Below are 14508 nucleotides of genomic sequence, written 5' to 3'. Positions count from 1 at the left end.
GCAAGCTGCGGGCCCACAGGTGCTGCTCTTTGACAGCGCACAGATCACGAACCCGCACCGCAGCGCGACGCTCCCCCGTCACCCGACCCTCCCGCGTCATGGCCGGCCCTGTGCCGGCCATCCCGATCAGAAAAGCGCGGCTCCTCAAGCAATCGAGATCACCGGGACACGCCCGGTGATGACCGGGAGAGGGGATCGGGGCGGGCCCATCCCGATACGAAAAGGCGCGGCGCCCTACAGAAGCGGGATCACCGGGACAAGCCCGGTGATGACGCGGAGAGGATCAAGGTGGGCCATTCCGATCCGGTGAGGCGCGGCGCTCCACACATTGAGATCACCGGCACGAGGCCGGTGATGACCGTGAGGGGGCCAGGTCCCGCCATCCCGATCCGGATCAGTACAGAGTCTCACAGCAGCGGCAGCGCCGAGACACGCCGGGTGACGACGATGGAGGCCTCGCGGGCCATCGCTAGGGCTGAGTGACGCCGTCCGACGAGTGCGTGCCCAGCCGCCGGCGCAGGTCCGTCAGGACGAAGACCCGGATCGCCGAGGAAAGGTTCTGGTCGCCCCGGTCGGCATCGATGCGCCCGATCAGGGACTGGATGGACATTCTGTCCCGTTCGGCGATCTCCCTCAGCCCTTCCCAGAAGGGCTGCTCGAGGGAGATGCTCGTCCGGTGGCCGGCAATGGAGACGGATCGTTTGACGATGCCGAAGCCCATTCACGCCTTCTCGGGGTCGTCGCGCTGATGCGCATCGAGGCGGCTCTTCGCCAGATCCCGCTCGGCCTTGGTCAGGTTCTTCTCGGCCTTGGTGCGGCCGAACGCGATGCGGTTCTGGTCGGCGCGGACCTCTTTCTCGGCCCGCGCCTTGTGCTTGCGCGCCCGGCGCAGATTGATGATCTCTGCCATGGCGCGAGTGTAGCCTATTCGCCCGGCTGAAGCATCGTCTCGGGGCGCACGACGGCGTGGAAATGGTCTTCCGCGACGCCGGCCTTGAGAGCCTCTTCCTTCAGGGTCGTGCCGTTCTTGTGCGCCGACTTGGCGATGGCGGCCGCCTTGTCGTAGCCGATGGACGGAGCGAGCGCCGTCACGAGCATCAGCGAGCGCTGCATGAGCTCGTTGAGGCGCTCCCGGTTCGGCTCGATGCCCACCACGCAATTGTCGGTGAAGCTGACCGCGCCGTCCGCGATGAGCCGGATCGACTGCAGCACCGCATTGACGATCACGGGCTTGAACACGTTGAGCTCGAAATGGCCCTGGCTGCCGGCGAAGGTCACCGTGGTCTGGTTGCCGGCCACCTGGCAGCACAGCATGGTCATGGCCTCGGCCTGGGTCGGATTGACCTTGCCGGGCATGATCGACGAGCCGGGCTCGTTCTCGGGCAGCGAGATCTCGCCGATGCCCGACCGGGGACCCGAGCCCATGAGACGGATGTCGTTGGCGATCTTGAACAGGCCGGCCGCGAGGCTCGCCAGCGCGCCGTGCGTGTAGACGAGGGCGTCGTTGGACGCGAGCGCCTCGAACTTGTTGTGCGCCGAGGTGAAGGGCAGGGCGGTGAGTTCCACCACCTTCGAGGCGAAGCGGTCGGCGAATTCCGGATGGGCGTTCAGGCCCGTGCCGACAGCCGTGCCGCCCTGCGCGAGGGCGTAGATGCCGGGAAGCGTCTGCTCGACACGCGCGATGCCGAGCTGCACCTGGGCGGCATAGCCGGAGAATTCCTGGCCGAGCGTCACCGGGGTCGCGTCCTGCAGGTGGGTGCGACCGATCTTGACGATGTCCTTGAAGGCCTCGGCCTTGTCGTTCAGGGCCTTGTGCAGGTGCTTGAGGGCAGGGATCAGCCGGTCATGGACCTCGCGGGCGACCGCGATGTGCATGGCCGTGGGGAACGAGTCGTTCGACGACTGGCCCATGTTCACGTGGTCGTTGGGGTGAACCGGCTTCTTGCTGCCGCGCTCGCCGCCGAGGCGCTCGATGGCGAGGTTCGAGAGAACCTCGTTCATGTTCATGTTCGACTGGGTGCCCGAGCCGGTCTGATAGACCACGAGCGGGAACTCGTCGTCGTACTTGCCCTGCACGACGTCGCCCGCGGCCGCCGCGATGGCATCGGCCAGGCGCGGCTCCAGCTTGCCCAGATCCTTGTTCACGAGGGCGGACGCCTGCTTCACGATGGCCAGCGCATGGACCAGGGGCAGCGGCATCCGGTCGGTCCCGATGCGGAAGTTCTGGAGCGAGCGCTGCGTCTGGGCGCCCCAGAACTTGTCGGCGGGAACGTCGATGGGGCCGAAGGTATCTGTTTCGATGCGGGTTGAGGGCGACATCCTGACCTCTTTCGATGGAGTTGCGTGTTCTTATCTCAATTGATGGCGCTCGCAACCGCGAACGCGCATGGAGGCCTTGTAAAATCGCATGAGCGACATCCTGGAAGCGCCCCTGTTCCGCCCGCCTCATCCGGCACCCCGCACCGAGCCGCTCGGGATGGTGGCCTTCCTGAGGGCAGTGCGCGAAAACCCTCTGAACACTTGGATGGAGGCCCATTTCGAGGAGCCGATCATCACCGGCGAGGGGGCGCTCGGCCGCATGACCGTGGTGAACGATCCCGCGGTCGTCCGGCACATCCTCCTGGACAACGCCGCCAACTACCGGAAGGACGATCTGCAGATCCGGATCCTGGCGCCCGGCCTGGGCCGAGGGCTCGTGACCGCGGAGGGCGACGAATGGCGGCTCCAGCGCCGCACCATCGCGCCGCTCTTCACACCACGCCATGTGGGCAGCTTCTTTCCCGCGATGGTCGCGGCGGCCGACCGCCTCGTGCGTCGCTGGCAGCGGCGCCCGGAGGGGCGCGTGGTCGATGCCTCCCTGGACATGACCCGCGTGACCCTGGACGTTCTGGAGCGGACGATCTTCACGCAAGGGGTGCCGAAGGATCCCGATGCGCTGGGCCGCGCCATCACGCGCTACTTCAACAGCCTGGGCAAGGTCGACCCGCTCGACATCTTCGGGTTTCCCGATTGGGTGCCCCGGATCGGCCGCCTGCGGGCACGGCCGTCGATCCGGTTCTTCGAGGAGACGGTCAACGCGCTGATCGATGCGCGGAAAGCCCTGCTCGCCCGCGGCGAGCCGGCGCCCCGCGACCTGCTGACCCTGCTCCTGGAGGCGGCGGACCCCGAGACCGGCAAGGGGCTGAGCGACATCGAGGTGCGCACCAACATCGTCACCTTCATCGGTGCCGGACACGAGACCACGGCCAACGCCCTGACCTGGTCGCTCTATCTGCTGTCCCAGGACGAGCGGGCTCGGATCCGCCTCGAGCAGGAGGTCGACGCGGTTCTGGGGGAGGGACCTGTGGAGCCTCATCATCTGGACGGGCTCGTCTACACCCGGGCGGTGATCGACGAGGCCGTGCGCCTCTATCCGCCGGCGCCCTACATGAGCCGCACGGCGATCAACGACGATCGGATCGGAGACCTGGAGATCCCGGCGGGCTCGATGGTGGTGGTCGCCCCGTACGTGCTGCATCGTCACAAGACGCTCTGGGACGAGCCGGACGCCTTCCGGCCGGAACGCTTCCTGCCCGAGAACCGCAGCCGGATCGACCGCTTCGCCTATCTGCCGTTCGGCGCCGGGCCGAGGGTCTGCATCGGGGCGAGCTTCTCCCTGCAGGAGGCCGTGATCGTCCTGGCGACCATCGCGCGCTCCATGCGGCTCGATCTGGTGGAGGGGCACGAGGTCGCGCCCGTGCAGCGGATCACCCTGAGACCGCGGGGCGGGCTGCCGATGCGCCTCACGCGGCGCGCTCCAAGGGAGGCGCCGGCAACGGCCCGATGACGCGGGGAGGTCGGACGTTCAGTTCTTCTTGCGAAACGCGTCGAGACTGACGACCTCCGCGCTGCCCGGCGCGCCGGCCTCGGGCGTCTCGGCCTTGTCGTCGGTCTCGGCTTTCGCCTCGGGCGCGGTCTCGAGGGCTGGTTTCGCGTCCGCCGCAGACAGGGGCTTGCGGGGCTGCTTCAGCTCGACCGGCTCGGATGAGCTGCCGCGGATGGGCTGCGGCGCGGCGGGAGCCTCTTCAGTGTCGTCCTCTTCATCCTCGTCCTGGCTGTCGAACTTGAGGCCGAACTGGACCGACGGATCGAAAAAGCCCGTCAAGGCATCGAAGGGGATGAGCAGCCGCTCCGGGATGCCCGAGAAGGACAGCCCGACCTCGAAGGTATGCTCAGTGACGATGAGATCCCAGAACTGGTGCTGGAGGACGATGGTCATCTCCTGAGGATACTTCTCGCGCAGCCGGTTCGAAAGGCGCACGCCGGGGAAATCCGTCTGGAAGGAGATGTAGAAGTGATGCTCGCCCGGCAGCCCGTCCTTGGCATCGATCAGAACCTTGCGCACGACGCCTTTCAACGCGTCCTGCACCAGAAGATCGTAGCGGATCAGGTCTTTACCACCGGCCATAAGCGAGCCCTTGCAGAAACAAAAGTGGAGGCTTCTGTTGCCAGGTGCCTCCGGACCCCGCCTTACGGTGCTACCCGCAAGGGCTTTGATTCGGCTTTAGGGACCGCTTACGCAGCCACTGCAACCGGAGCATAGTTGTCGTTGGCAACTATAGATTCGGCCCGATAACGGCGGAACCATGCCGAGCGAAAGTCCACCCTTTACGCCCTCGTCGATCCTATTTCGCCCCCGCCGAAACCCAAGCTGAGCCTGGGCTTTGGTGGAGGCGCCGGGTACCGCCCCCGGGTCCGATGGGTTTATTCCGATAGCCGTTTATCGCCATAGTCGGTCTCGCGACCGACAACCCCAATATAGGTGGCGCGATCCGATTTTGAAAGAGAGGGAACGGCCGAGTCGTCCATGAAAATGTGACAGAGACACCGCCGCGTCCTCCCGTTCCCTTGTGGCGTTCACGGGGTTAACCGATTCACAGGAATGGCGAAGTCCCGACTCGGCGGCCGCGCGCCGTTGCCCTATGATCGGGCGAGGAGCACCCCATGCAAGCCTATCTCGATCTCATCCGCCGCATCATGGACGAGGGCGTCCGCAAGGACGACCGGACCGGAACCGGGACGATCTCGGTCTTCGGCCACCAGATGCGCTTCGATCTCAGCCAGGGTTTTCCGCTCGTCACCACGAAGAAGCTGCATCTGCGCTCCATCGTCCACGAACTGCTGTGGTTCCTGAAGGGCGACACCAACATCCGCTATCTCAAGGAGAACGGCGTCTCGATCTGGGATGAATGGGCCGACGAGAACGGCGATCTCGGCCCCGTCTACGGCAAGCAGTGGCGCTCCTGGGCCAAGCCGGACGGCGGAACCGTCGACCAGATCCGCTGGGTGCTCGACGAGATCCGCCGCAATCCCGACAGTCGCCGCCTGATCGTCTCCGCCTGGAACCCGGCGGATCTGGACAAGATGGCGCTCGCACCCTGCCACTGCCTGTTCCAGTTCTACGTGGCGGAGGGGCGGCTCTCCTGCCAGCTCTACCAGCGTTCGGCGGACGTGTTCCTGGGCGTTCCGTTCAACATCGCGTCCTACGCGCTGCTCACGCACATGATGGCGCAGGCCACGGGCCTGCAGCCCGGCGACTTCGTCCATTCCTTCGGGGACGCGCATCTCTATCTGAACCATCTGGAGCAGGCCCGCCTCCAACTCTCCCGCGAGCCGAGGCCTCTGCCGAAGCTGCGCCTCAATCCCTCGGTGCGCTCGCTCTTCGATTTCGCCTATGATGACATTGCGATCGAGGATTACGACCCGCATCCGGCCATCAAGGCGCCCGTCGCGGTCTGACGCGGCATGAGCCGCCGCGAGGCCATCGAAAGCGCGGTCCGCATCCTGGCCCCGCGCATTCCGCGGCACGAGTTCGAGGCCGTGACCGACCATGCCCTGGGCAGCCGCGGCCTGCACGGCGCCGCTCCCGAGACGGCCGCCTGGCTGTCCCTCACGGCGTATATCCGGCACAGGCTCACCGACTACGACGACCTGCTGAACGACGGCTACGATCAGGAGAGCGCCCGCTTCTTCGTCCTCGACGACATGAACGCCATTCTGGAGGAATGGGGCTCTCCGCGCCGTGTTCAGGCGGACGACGAAGCCGAATAAGCTCGACAGCAGCGATCACTTGCGACACAACAGCCGCATGAGTCTCGTCATCCGCAAGGCCGAAGAGCGCGATGCTCCGGCGATCTTCAGCTTCATCCGCGACCTTGCCGAATACGAGCGGCTGGCCCACGAGGTCGACGCGACGCAGGCGGATATCGCGAAAGCTCTGTTCGGTCCCGACCCGCGGGTCTTCGCGGAGATCGCCGAATGGGACGGGGAGCCGGCCGGCTTCGCAATCTGGTTCTACAACTTCTCGACCTTTCGTGGCCGGCACGGGATCTATCTAGAGGATCTCTTCGTCCGCCCTGCCTTCCGGTCCCGTGGTATCGGGAGGGCGCTGCTGAGGCGTCTCGCCCGCCGCTGCGTCGACGAGGGCCTGGCGCGCCTCGAATGGTGGGTCCTGGACTGGAACGAGCCGGCCCTGCGGGTCTATCGCTCCATCGGGGCCGTTCCCATGGACGAATGGACCGTGCAGCGGGTGACGGGCGATGCCTTGAGACGTCTGGCGGAGGAGCCATGACCCTTCCCCTCATCCTTGTCGTCGCGGTCGCCGAGAACGGTGTGATCGGGCGGGACAATCATCTCCTCTGGCGCATCAAGACCGATCTCGCGCGCTTCCGGAGGCTCACCATGGGCAAGCCGATGATCATGGGTCGGAAAACTTTCCAGTCCATCGGCAAGCCCCTGCCAGGGCGCGAGACGATCGTGCTGACCCGCGATCCCGGCTTCTCCGCCGACGGCGTGCACGTGGTCCACACGTGGGAGGCGGCGGTCGACAAAGGCGCCGAGCTTGCCGTCAGGATGGAAGCCGGGTCCATCGCCGTGGTCGGGGGCGCTGAGATCTATGCGCTGGCCCTGCCGCACGTGCAGAGCATATTCCTGACGAGGGTGCATGCCGCCCCGGAAGGCGACGCCCTCTTCCCCGATTTCGACCGATCACGGTTCCGCGAGACGAGGCGGGAGGATCACCAGAAGGCACCTGACGACGAGCATCCGTTTACCTTTATTGATCTCGAAAGGCGTCCCTGACCTTGTCCAAGGTTGACGAAGTGCCCTGCAATCCCCAAGTCGCAGGCTTGACAGGCGGAAGAGGCAACACCCACAACCGTCTCGAGATCTCAACGGCTGTGTCGGCAGACCAATAATAAGTGAGGAAAGGCGTCCTATGCCTTGGAGTAACCAAAGCGGCGGCGGCGGCCCCTGGGGGCAACGCGGCGGATCGGGAGGCGGCAAGAGCCCTTGGGGCTCGGGGCCGCAAGGCAATGGAACGCCCCCGGACCTGGAAGACATCCTGCGCCGCAGCCAGGATCGCCTGAAAGACTTCATCCCCGGCGGCTCCATGGGGGGCAGGGGGCTGATCATCCTCGTTCTCGGCGTGATCGCCGTTTGGCTGCTCACCGGATTCTACACGGTGCGGCCCAACGAGGTCGGCATCAACATGATCTTCGGGAAGTATACACGGACTTCCGGCGAAGGTCTGCGCTACAACTTTCCCTATCCGATCGGCCGGGTGCTCAAGCCGAACGTCACCGCCCAGCAGCGGGTCGAGGTGGGCTACCGCTCCACGCCGACCGGGCAGGGGCGCGCCCGTGACGTGATCGAGGAAAGCCTGATGCTGACCGCCGACGAGAACATCGTCGACATCGATTTCGACGCGGTCTGGCAGATCAATCCCGCCCGTCCGCAGGACTACGTCTTCAACCTTCAGAATCCCGACGGAACCATCAAGTCCGTGGCCGAGAGCGCCATGCGCGAGGTCATCGGCCGGCGCAACATCCAGGCGATCCTGACCACCGAGCAGGCCAGCGTCGCCCAGGAAGTGCGCCAGATCATGCAGGAGGCCCTCGACGCCTATGGCGCCGGCGTCCTGATCAACGTGGTCCAGCTTCAGGCCGTCCAGCCTCCGTCCGAGGTGCGCCAGGCCTTCTTCGACGTGAACGCCGCCCAGCAGGATGCGGTGCGCGTCCAGAACGAGGCCGGAGCCTTCGCCAGCCGGGTCGTTCCCGAAGCGCGAGGTGAGGCCTCCCGCACGGTGCAGCAGGCCGAGGCTTATCGTGAGCAGTCGGTCGCCGATGCGACCGGTCAGGCGGCGCGCTTCCGCCAGGTCTATGAAGAGTACCGCAAGGCTCCGGACGTCAGCCGCGAGCGCATCTTCCTCGAGACCATGGAGCGCGTCTTCGGCGGGATCGAGAAGATCATCGTCGACCAGAACGGCCAGGGCGTCGTGCCCTTCCTGCCTCTTACCCAGCAACCCCAGCGCCCGCAGCAGCAGGGCAATGCCGCCACCCAGCAGGGAGCCACGCGATGAACGGTTCGACTCTTCGCACGGTCGCCCTGATCGGCCTGGTCCTCGTGGCCATCGTTCTCTACAGCGCGACCTTTATCGTGCAGCAGACCCAGTATGCCCTTGTGCTGCGCTTCGGTGCGGTCCAATCCGCCATTTCGGAGCCGGGCCTGAAGTTCAAGCTGCCGCTGGTCGACACGGTGACCTATTTCGAGAAGCGCGTGCTCGATCTCGACCTGCCGGTGCAGACCGTGCTGTCGGCCGACCGGCAGAACCTGGAGGTCGACGCCTTCACGCGCTACCGGATCGTCGACCCGCTGCGCTTCTACCAGGCCGTCGGCAACATCGCGCTGGCCAACCAGCGCCTGCAGAGCTTTACCAACTCGGCCATGCGCAACACCCTGGCGAGCGCTTCCCGGGACGCCATCGTGCGCACCGAGCGCGCGGATCTCATGAACCGCATCCAAGCGGACGTGAACCGGCAGGCGGCGAGCCTTGGCATCGAGATGATTGACGTGCGCCTCACCCGCGTCGATCTGCCCGCGGCGAACAGCCAGGCCGTCTACCAGCGCATGCGCACCGAGCGCGAACGCGAGGCGGCGGACCTGCGCGCCAACGGTCAGCAGCAGGCCCAGACCATCCGGGCCAAGGCCGAGCGTGAGGCGACGATCATCCGGGCCGAGGCCAATCAGAGGGCCGAGGAGCTGCGCGGCCAGGGTGATGCGGACCGCAACCGCATCCTGGCGGAGGCCTTCGGGCAGGATCCGGAGTTCTTCTCCTTCTACCGCTCGATGCAGGCCTATGAGGCGGGTCTGAAGTCGGGCGATACCCGGCTCGTGTTGAGCCCCGATTCCGACTTCTTCCGCTATTTCAACGACCCAGCCGGTCGACGGAACGGCGGAGGCGCCACGCAGACCGCTCCCGCGCCGGCCCAGCCGGCTCCAGCCCAATGATCCCTGATGATGGACTTGATTGCAGCCCTCGGCCTCGCTCTCGCGGTCGAGGGCATCTTGTTTGCAGCCTTTCCTGACGGCATGCGCCGGGCCATGTACGAGGCGGCCCATAGCCCGAGCGATCAGATGCGGATCGTCGGGATCATATCGGCGATCATCGGGCTCGGGGTGATCTGGCTGGTGCGGCAATTCAGCTGAACGCGCATGCTGAGGCCTCTGACGCCGGCGAAACGATGCACCTCGCTTCGCGTTGGGCATCGGTTTGATCCCGAAAGTGGAATCCACTTTCGGGTCCGAGGCTTGAGGCCAAGCTTCCGCCGCAATATCCGCTTGAATGGCGGGCCCAAGTACCAATCTATATGGCTATTCTCCGAGAGAGGGTTTTCGATGAACACAGCCACGAATGCGCTGGCGCCTTCCACGACAGCGCTGCCCCAGCGTCCCCTGCGCCGGTTGGCCGCGTCCTGCTTCGCGGTCTTCACGATTGTGGCAACGGCCGCCATGCCGCTGCCCGCCTATGCGCGCTCGGCGCCCGAATCCTTTGCTGATCTCGCCGATGAGGTCACTCCGGCCGTGGTCAACATCTCGGCCTCGACCACGGTCGAAGCCCGCAACCGGACCTTGCCTCAGCTGCCGCCCGGAACCCCCTTCGAGGATCTCTTCGAGGAATTCTTCAACCGCCGTGGACAGGGGGGCAATGGCGAGAGCAGTCCCTCGCGGCCGCGCAGCTCGAACTCGCTCGGCTCCGGATTCGTGATTGATCCGTCGGGCATCGTGGTGACGAACAACCATGTGATCGGCGATGCCAACGATATCAGCGTGATCTTCCCGGACGGCACGCGGCTCAAGGCCGAGATCGTCGGCAAGGATTCCAAGGTGGATCTTGCCGTTCTGAAGGTGAAGTCCGACAAGCCCCTGAAGGCGGTGAAGTTCGGCGACTCGGAGTCCATCCGCGCCGGCGACTGGGTGATGGCCATCGGCAATCCCTTCGGCCTCGGCGGTTCGGTGACGGCCGGCATCGTATCGGCCCGTGGCCGCAACATCGAGTCCGGTCCCTACGACAACTACATCCAGACCGACGCCTCCATCAACAAGGGCAATTCCGGCGGCCCGCTCTTCAACATGAACGGCGAGGTCATCGGCATCAACACGGCCATTCTCTCGCCGACCGGCGGCTCGGTCGGTATCGGCTTCGCGGTGCCCGCCTCCACGGCCGTTCCGGTCATCGATCAGCTGCGCCAGTTCGGGGAGACCCGCCGCGGCTGGCTCGGCGTGCGCATCCAGAACGTGGATGATGCGACCGCTGAGGCGTTGAACCTCGGCACGGCCCGCGGCGCCCTGATCGCCGGCATCGACGACAAGGGACCCGCCAAGCCGGCTGGCCTCGAGGTCGGCGACGTGATCGTTCGCTTCGACGGCAAGGAGGTCAAGGATTCCCGCGACCTGCCGCGGATCGTCGCCTCGACGCCGGTCGGCAAGGCCGTCGACGTGGCCATCGTCCGCAAGGGCCAGGAGATGTCCAAGCAGGTCACCCTGGGCCGGCTCGAGGATACCGAGAAGCAGGCCAGCCTGCAGCAGCCCTCGACCGAGCCGCCGACCGCGACCCGACAGGCGCTCGGCCTCAACATGTCCGGCATGACGGACGAGCTGCGCCGCCGGTTCAGCCTGAAGGACGACCTGAAGGGCGTGGTCATCACCCGGGTCGACCCGAACTCGAATGCGTCCGACAAGCGGATCCAGGCCGGCGAGGTCATCGTCGAGGTCAATCAGGAGCCGGTGACGAGCCCGGCCGACGTGACCAGGAAGATCGACGACCTCAAGGGGCAGGGCCGCAAGTCCGCCCTGCTCCTGGTGGCGAACGCCCAGGGCGAAGTGCGCTTCGTCGCCCTGTCGATCGAATAAGACGAGGCATCCGACTTGCGAAAAGGCGGCCCTGGAGGCCGCCTTTTCATTTTGCATGACAGACTTGTTCTGAATAAAGAACAATACGGTTGACTAAACGGTCTGCCAGGAGCATCTGACGGCGACTTTCCGCTTGCCCCTGCTCTTGCCGAGCCAGAGTTCCAGAGACCAAGCCTCCGATGAGCCAGCCCGTCTTCCCCGTTCCCGCCACCCTGAAGTCGACCGCCCATGTGGATGCGCCAGCATATCAGGATATGTACCGGCGCTCCCTCGACGATCCGGAGGGCTTCTGGCGCGACCAGGCGCAGATTCTCGATTGGGCGAAGCCCTTCACGAGCGTGAAGAACACGCGTTACTCGCCGGACGACGTCACCATCGAGTGGTTCGCCGACGGCAGGCTGAACGCGTCCTTCAATTGTCTCGACCGCCACGCCCGTGACCGCGGCGGTGACGCCGCCATCCTGTGGGAGGGAGATACCCCGGGTGACAGCCGGACGGTCACCTGGAACGACCTGAAGCAGGAGGTCTCCCGCCTCGCTAACGCCCTGAAGGCGCTCGGGGTCAGGAAGGGCGATTTCGTCAGCGTCTACCTTCCCGTGGTGCCGGAGGCCATCGCTGCCATGCTGGCCTGCGCCCGGATCGGCGCCGTACACTCCGTGGTGTTCAGCGGGTTCTCGGCGCAGGCGCTGGCCGGACGCATCGAGGATTGCCGCTCGCGGGTTCTGATCACGGCCGACGAAGGCTTGCGTGCCGGCAAGCATGTCCCGCTCAAGAAGAATGTGGACGTGGCGCTCGAAAGCCTTCCCGTCGTCGAGCATGTGCTCGTGGTGCGCCGAACCGGGTGCGAGGTTCCCATGACGGCCGGCCGCGACCGCTGGTACGATGAGGCTCTTGCCGAAGTGTCGGTGGATTCTCCCCCGGTCGAGGTCGGCGCCGAGGATCCGCTCTTCGTGCTCTATACCTCCGGCTCGACGGGCAAGCCGAAGGGCATGCTCCACACCACCGGCGGCTATCTCGTCCATGCAGCCGCGAGCTTCAGGGCGATGTTCGACTACCACCCCGGCGACGTCCACTTCTGCACGGCGGATGTGGGCTGGGTGACGGCGCATACCTACCTGATCTACGGGCCGCTCGCGAACGGCGCCACCATCGTGCTGTTCGAGGGCGTCCCGACCTGGCCGGACGCGTCTCGATGGTGGCAGATCATCGAGACCTATAAGGTCAATATCTTCTACACCGCGCCGACTGCGATCCGCTCCCTCATGCGCGACGGTGAAGGCCCAGTACGCAGGCACGACCTGTCGTCCCTGCGGATCATGGGCTCGGTGGGCGAGCCGATCAATCCGGAAGCCTGGATCTGGTACCACGAGGTCGTTGGAGGAGGGCGCTGCCCGATCATCGATACCTATTGGCAGACGGAGACCGGTGCCGTTCTCCTGTGCCCGCTGCCGGGCGCCATGGACCTGAAGCCGGGCTCGGCGGCGAAGCCCTTCTTCGGCGTACGGCCTGTGCTGCTCGCCGGCGACGGGACGATCGTCGAAGGCGAGGGGGCGGGCAATCTCTGCTTTGCCGATTCCTGGCCCGGACAGGCCCGCACAATCCTGGGCGACCGAGAACGTTTCCTGAAAACCTATTTCAGCACCTTCCTGGGCTATTACTTCACCGGCGACGGCGCCCGGCGCGATGAGGACGGCTATTACTGGATCACCGGCCGCCTGGATGATGTGATCAACGTCTCAGGCCACCGGCTCGGCACAGTCGAGGTCGAGTCCGCCCTGGCGTCTCACCCGTCCGTGGCCGAGGCCGCCGTGGTGGGCATGCCGCACGAGATCAAGGGGCAGGGCATCTTCGCCTTCGTCACTCTCAAGGACGGAGTCGCCGAAAGCGACAACCTCCGTCGCGACCTCGTCCAGGTCGTGCGCACGCGAATCGGCCCGATTGCGACACCGGACAGAATCGAATGGGCACCGCAATTGCCCAAGAACCGTTCCGGAAAGATCCTGCGCCGGATCCTCACGCGTATTGCCGCCGGCGATTACGAGAACCACGGCGATACCTCGACGGTCGCCGATCCGACCGTGGTGGCGGAGATCGTACGACGGGTCCAATTGCCTAAAAGCTAAGCGGCGTCCTTCCTTGTCATAAAGGGCCCACCTTGTCAGGATAACTTATGTGAAGAATCGCCGGAGACGTTCCATCCCCCCGGCGGTCGAGTTGAGTCTTCCCGTTCCAGTTTCAGTATCCCGCATCCGGTGTGTTGCAAACGACGAGGGGCCACAGTCGCCGGCATGCTGCCGTGCGTTCTGAACGAGCACCCCAATTCGGTGGGGCGTCAGGAGCAGGCCATGAGCACGATCAAGACGAGGGACGGCACCGAAATCTTCTACAAGGACTGGGGCTCCGGACAGCCCATCGTCTTCTCGCACGGGTGGCCGCTCGATGCGGATGCCTGGGATGCGCAGATGATGTTCTTCGGCGAACGCGGCTATCGTGTCGTCGCGCATGACCGGCGTGGGCACGGGCGCTCGACCCAGACCTGGACCGGCAACGACATGGATACGTATGCGGACGATCTCGCAGCCGTCATCGAGGAGCTCAACCTGCGGGACATCATTCTGATCGGGCACTCGACCGGCGGCGGCGAGGTCACCCGTTATATCGGCCGACATGGGACCCAGCGGGTCGCCAAGATCGTGCTGGTCGGGGCTATCCCGCCCCTGATGCTGAAGACGGAGGCCAATCCGAAGGGCCTGCCGATCGAGGTCTTCGACGACATCCGCAAGAACACCTACGAGAACCGCTCGCAGTTCTTCTACGATCTCAGCCTGCCGTTCTATGGCTACAATCGCGAGGGTGCTCAGATCTCGGAGGGCATCCGCATGAACTTCTGGCTGCAGGGCATGCTGGCCGGCATCAAGCCTGCCTACGATTGCATCAAGCAATTCTCGGAAACCGACCTGACCGAGGACCTGAAGAAGTTCGATGTGCCGACGCTCATCGTCCATGGGGATGATGATCAGATCGTTCCGATCGTCGCGTCAGCGATGCTCTCGTCAAAGATCGTGTCCAATGCGACCTTGAAGGTTTATCCCGGTGGGGCCCATGGTCTGGCACAGCTCGAGGCAGACCGGTTCAACAACGACGTTCTGACTTTCATCAAGGGCTGATCCGCTCCATCGCGGCGTCGCTTCCGCGGCTCGTCGGAAACCGCCTTTCCGTTCTCCTCGGTGGAGAGGACGGGAGACGATACCTCGTCGGGCTGCTCATAGGTGGAGCGGT

The 14508-nt window shown here is 65.3% G+C and carries 15 protein-coding genes and 1 other RNA gene; 11 read left to right on the top strand and 5 right to left on the bottom strand.

Annotated elements, in window-relative coordinates; translation table 11 throughout:
- Positions 1-469: 469 nt before the first annotated feature.
- From KBI52_RS24755 to fumC, 3 genes are read right to left on the bottom strand one after another with little or no spacing between them, the layout of a single operon-like run.
- The gene (locus KBI52_RS24755) at positions 470-721 is read right to left on the bottom strand and encodes a ribbon-helix-helix domain-containing protein (protein WP_173948333.1); all 252 of its coding nucleotides are present in this window, start codon (positions 719-721) and stop codon (positions 470-472) included.
- Positions 722-910 (bottom strand): DUF4169 family protein, encoded by a 189-nt coding sequence (locus KBI52_RS24750; RefSeq protein ID WP_173948334.1) that lies wholly within the window; start codon positions 908-910, stop codon positions 722-724.
- Positions 911-924: 14 nt separating this feature from the next.
- Positions 925-2319 (bottom strand): class II fumarate hydratase, encoded by a 1395-nt coding sequence (gene fumC / locus KBI52_RS24745; protein ID WP_173948335.1) that lies wholly within the window; start codon positions 2317-2319, stop codon positions 925-927.
- 88 nt (positions 2320-2407) lie between these two features.
- On the opposite strand from fumC, the gene KBI52_RS24740 reads away from it, so the two are divergent.
- Positions 2408-3826 (top strand): cytochrome P450, encoded by a 1419-nt coding sequence (locus KBI52_RS24740; protein ID WP_210812058.1) that lies wholly within the window; start codon positions 2408-2410, stop codon positions 3824-3826.
- 18 nt (positions 3827-3844) lie between these two features.
- Here the strand turns inward: KBI52_RS24740 and KBI52_RS24735 are convergent, their stop codons facing one another.
- Together KBI52_RS24735 and ssrA are read right to left on the bottom strand one after the other, a co-directional pair.
- Entirely contained in the window at positions 3845-4447 is a 603-nt protein-coding gene (locus tag KBI52_RS24735; protein ID WP_210812057.1) for an SspB family protein, read from the bottom strand.
- A 23-nt stretch (positions 4448-4470) separates the two neighbouring features.
- Positions 4471-4827: a transfer-messenger RNA gene (gene ssrA, locus KBI52_RS24730) on the bottom strand.
- A gap of 156 nt (positions 4828-4983) precedes the next feature.
- Here ssrA and KBI52_RS24725 point away from each other — a divergent pair.
- The 10 genes from KBI52_RS24725 to KBI52_RS24680 all read left to right on the top strand — a co-directional run bounded on the left by KBI52_RS24725 (position 4984) and on the right by KBI52_RS24680 (position 14396).
- On the top strand, positions 4984-5778 hold the full coding sequence (locus KBI52_RS24725; RefSeq protein ID WP_210812056.1) for a thymidylate synthase: 795 nt from the start codon (positions 4984-4986) through the stop codon (positions 5776-5778).
- A 6-nt stretch (positions 5779-5784) separates the two neighbouring features.
- Positions 5785-6090, top strand: a complete 306-nt coding sequence (locus KBI52_RS24720) for a DUF2293 domain-containing protein (protein WP_173948339.1) — start codon at positions 5785-5787, stop codon at positions 6088-6090.
- Between the two features lie 37 nt (positions 6091-6127).
- Positions 6128-6610 (top strand): GNAT family N-acetyltransferase, encoded by a 483-nt coding sequence (locus tag KBI52_RS24715; protein WP_210812055.1) that lies wholly within the window; start codon positions 6128-6130, stop codon positions 6608-6610.
- Positions 6607-7119, top strand: coding sequence for a dihydrofolate reductase (locus KBI52_RS24710; RefSeq protein WP_173948341.1), 513 nt, complete (start codon positions 6607-6609; stop codon positions 7117-7119). The genes KBI52_RS24715 and KBI52_RS24710 overlap by 4 nt, the downstream gene beginning before the upstream one ends.
- 136 nt (positions 7120-7255) lie before the next feature.
- A complete protein-coding gene (hflK, locus tag KBI52_RS24705; protein ID WP_210812054.1) occupies positions 7256-8398 on the top strand; it encodes an FtsH protease activity modulator HflK in 1143 nt (380 codons plus the stop codon).
- Positions 8395-9327 carry a protease modulator HflC gene (hflC, locus tag KBI52_RS24700; protein ID WP_210812053.1) on the top strand — a complete coding sequence of 311 codons (933 nt, stop codon included), beginning with the start codon at positions 8395-8397 and terminating at the stop codon, positions 9325-9327. The genes hflK and hflC overlap by 4 nt, the downstream gene beginning before the upstream one ends.
- 6 nt (positions 9328-9333) lie before the next feature.
- A complete protein-coding gene (locus KBI52_RS24695; protein ID WP_173948344.1) occupies positions 9334-9525 on the top strand; it encodes a DUF2065 domain-containing protein in 192 nt (63 codons plus the stop codon).
- Positions 9526-9714: 189 nt separating this feature from the next.
- Complete coding sequence (locus KBI52_RS24690) at positions 9715-11229, top strand: DegQ family serine endoprotease (RefSeq protein ID WP_210812052.1); 1515 nt, start codon at positions 9715-9717, stop codon at positions 11227-11229.
- A 179-nt stretch (positions 11230-11408) separates the two neighbouring features.
- Positions 11409-13352, top strand: a complete 1944-nt coding sequence (gene acs, locus KBI52_RS24685) for an acetate--CoA ligase (protein WP_210812051.1) — start codon at positions 11409-11411, stop codon at positions 13350-13352.
- A gap of 222 nt (positions 13353-13574) precedes the next feature.
- Positions 13575-14396: an alpha/beta fold hydrolase gene (locus tag KBI52_RS24680; RefSeq protein ID WP_210812050.1), complete on the top strand. Its 822-nt coding sequence runs from the start codon at positions 13575-13577 to the stop codon at positions 14394-14396.
- The last annotated feature ends 112 nt before the right edge of the window (positions 14397-14508 follow it).

Origin of the sequence: Microvirga sp. HBU67558, assembly GCF_018069605.1 — a bacterium.
In the GTDB taxonomy this organism is placed as follows: domain Bacteria; phylum Pseudomonadota; class Alphaproteobacteria; order Rhizobiales; family Beijerinckiaceae; genus Microvirga; species Microvirga terrae.
Note: the sequence above shows the minus strand (reverse complement) of the source record. Positions and strands in the feature narration are given on the sequence as shown.

Bases quoted from the DNA above. Each gene is read 5' to 3' on its own strand.
- acs (WP_210812051.1), top strand. From the start codon at position 11,409: ATGAGCCAGCCCGTCTTCCCCGTTCCCGCCACCCTGAAGTCGACCGCC.
- KBI52_RS24755 (WP_173948333.1), bottom strand. From the start codon at position 721: ATGGGCTTCGGCATCGTCAAACGATCCGTCTCCATTGCCGGCCACCGG.
- KBI52_RS24720 (WP_173948339.1), top strand. From the start codon at position 5,785: ATGAGCCGCCGCGAGGCCATCGAAAGCGCGGTCCGCATCCTGGCCCCG.
- KBI52_RS24710 (WP_173948341.1), top strand. From the start codon at position 6,607: ATGACCCTTCCCCTCATCCTTGTCGTCGCGGTCGCCGAGAACGGTGTG.
- KBI52_RS24690 (WP_210812052.1), top strand. From the start codon at position 9,715: ATGAACACAGCCACGAATGCGCTGGCGCCTTCCACGACAGCGCTGCCC.
- KBI52_RS24735 (WP_210812057.1), bottom strand. From the start codon at position 4,447: ATGGCCGGTGGTAAAGACCTGATCCGCTACGATCTTCTGGTGCAGGAC.
- hflK (WP_210812054.1), top strand. From the start codon at position 7,256: ATGCCTTGGAGTAACCAAAGCGGCGGCGGCGGCCCCTGGGGGCAACGC.
- KBI52_RS24750 (WP_173948334.1), bottom strand. From the start codon at position 910: ATGGCAGAGATCATCAATCTGCGCCGGGCGCGCAAGCACAAGGCGCGG.
- KBI52_RS24725 (WP_210812056.1), top strand. From the start codon at position 4,984: ATGCAAGCCTATCTCGATCTCATCCGCCGCATCATGGACGAGGGCGTC.
- fumC (WP_173948335.1), bottom strand. From the start codon at position 2,319: ATGTCGCCCTCAACCCGCATCGAAACAGATACCTTCGGCCCCATCGAC.
- KBI52_RS24740 (WP_210812058.1), top strand. From the start codon at position 2,408: ATGAGCGACATCCTGGAAGCGCCCCTGTTCCGCCCGCCTCATCCGGCA.
- KBI52_RS24695 (WP_173948344.1), top strand. From the start codon at position 9,334: ATGATGGACTTGATTGCAGCCCTCGGCCTCGCTCTCGCGGTCGAGGGC.
- KBI52_RS24715 (WP_210812055.1), top strand. From the start codon at position 6,128: ATGAGTCTCGTCATCCGCAAGGCCGAAGAGCGCGATGCTCCGGCGATC.
- hflC (WP_210812053.1), top strand. From the start codon at position 8,395: ATGAACGGTTCGACTCTTCGCACGGTCGCCCTGATCGGCCTGGTCCTC.
- KBI52_RS24680 (WP_210812050.1), top strand. From the start codon at position 13,575: ATGAGCACGATCAAGACGAGGGACGGCACCGAAATCTTCTACAAGGAC.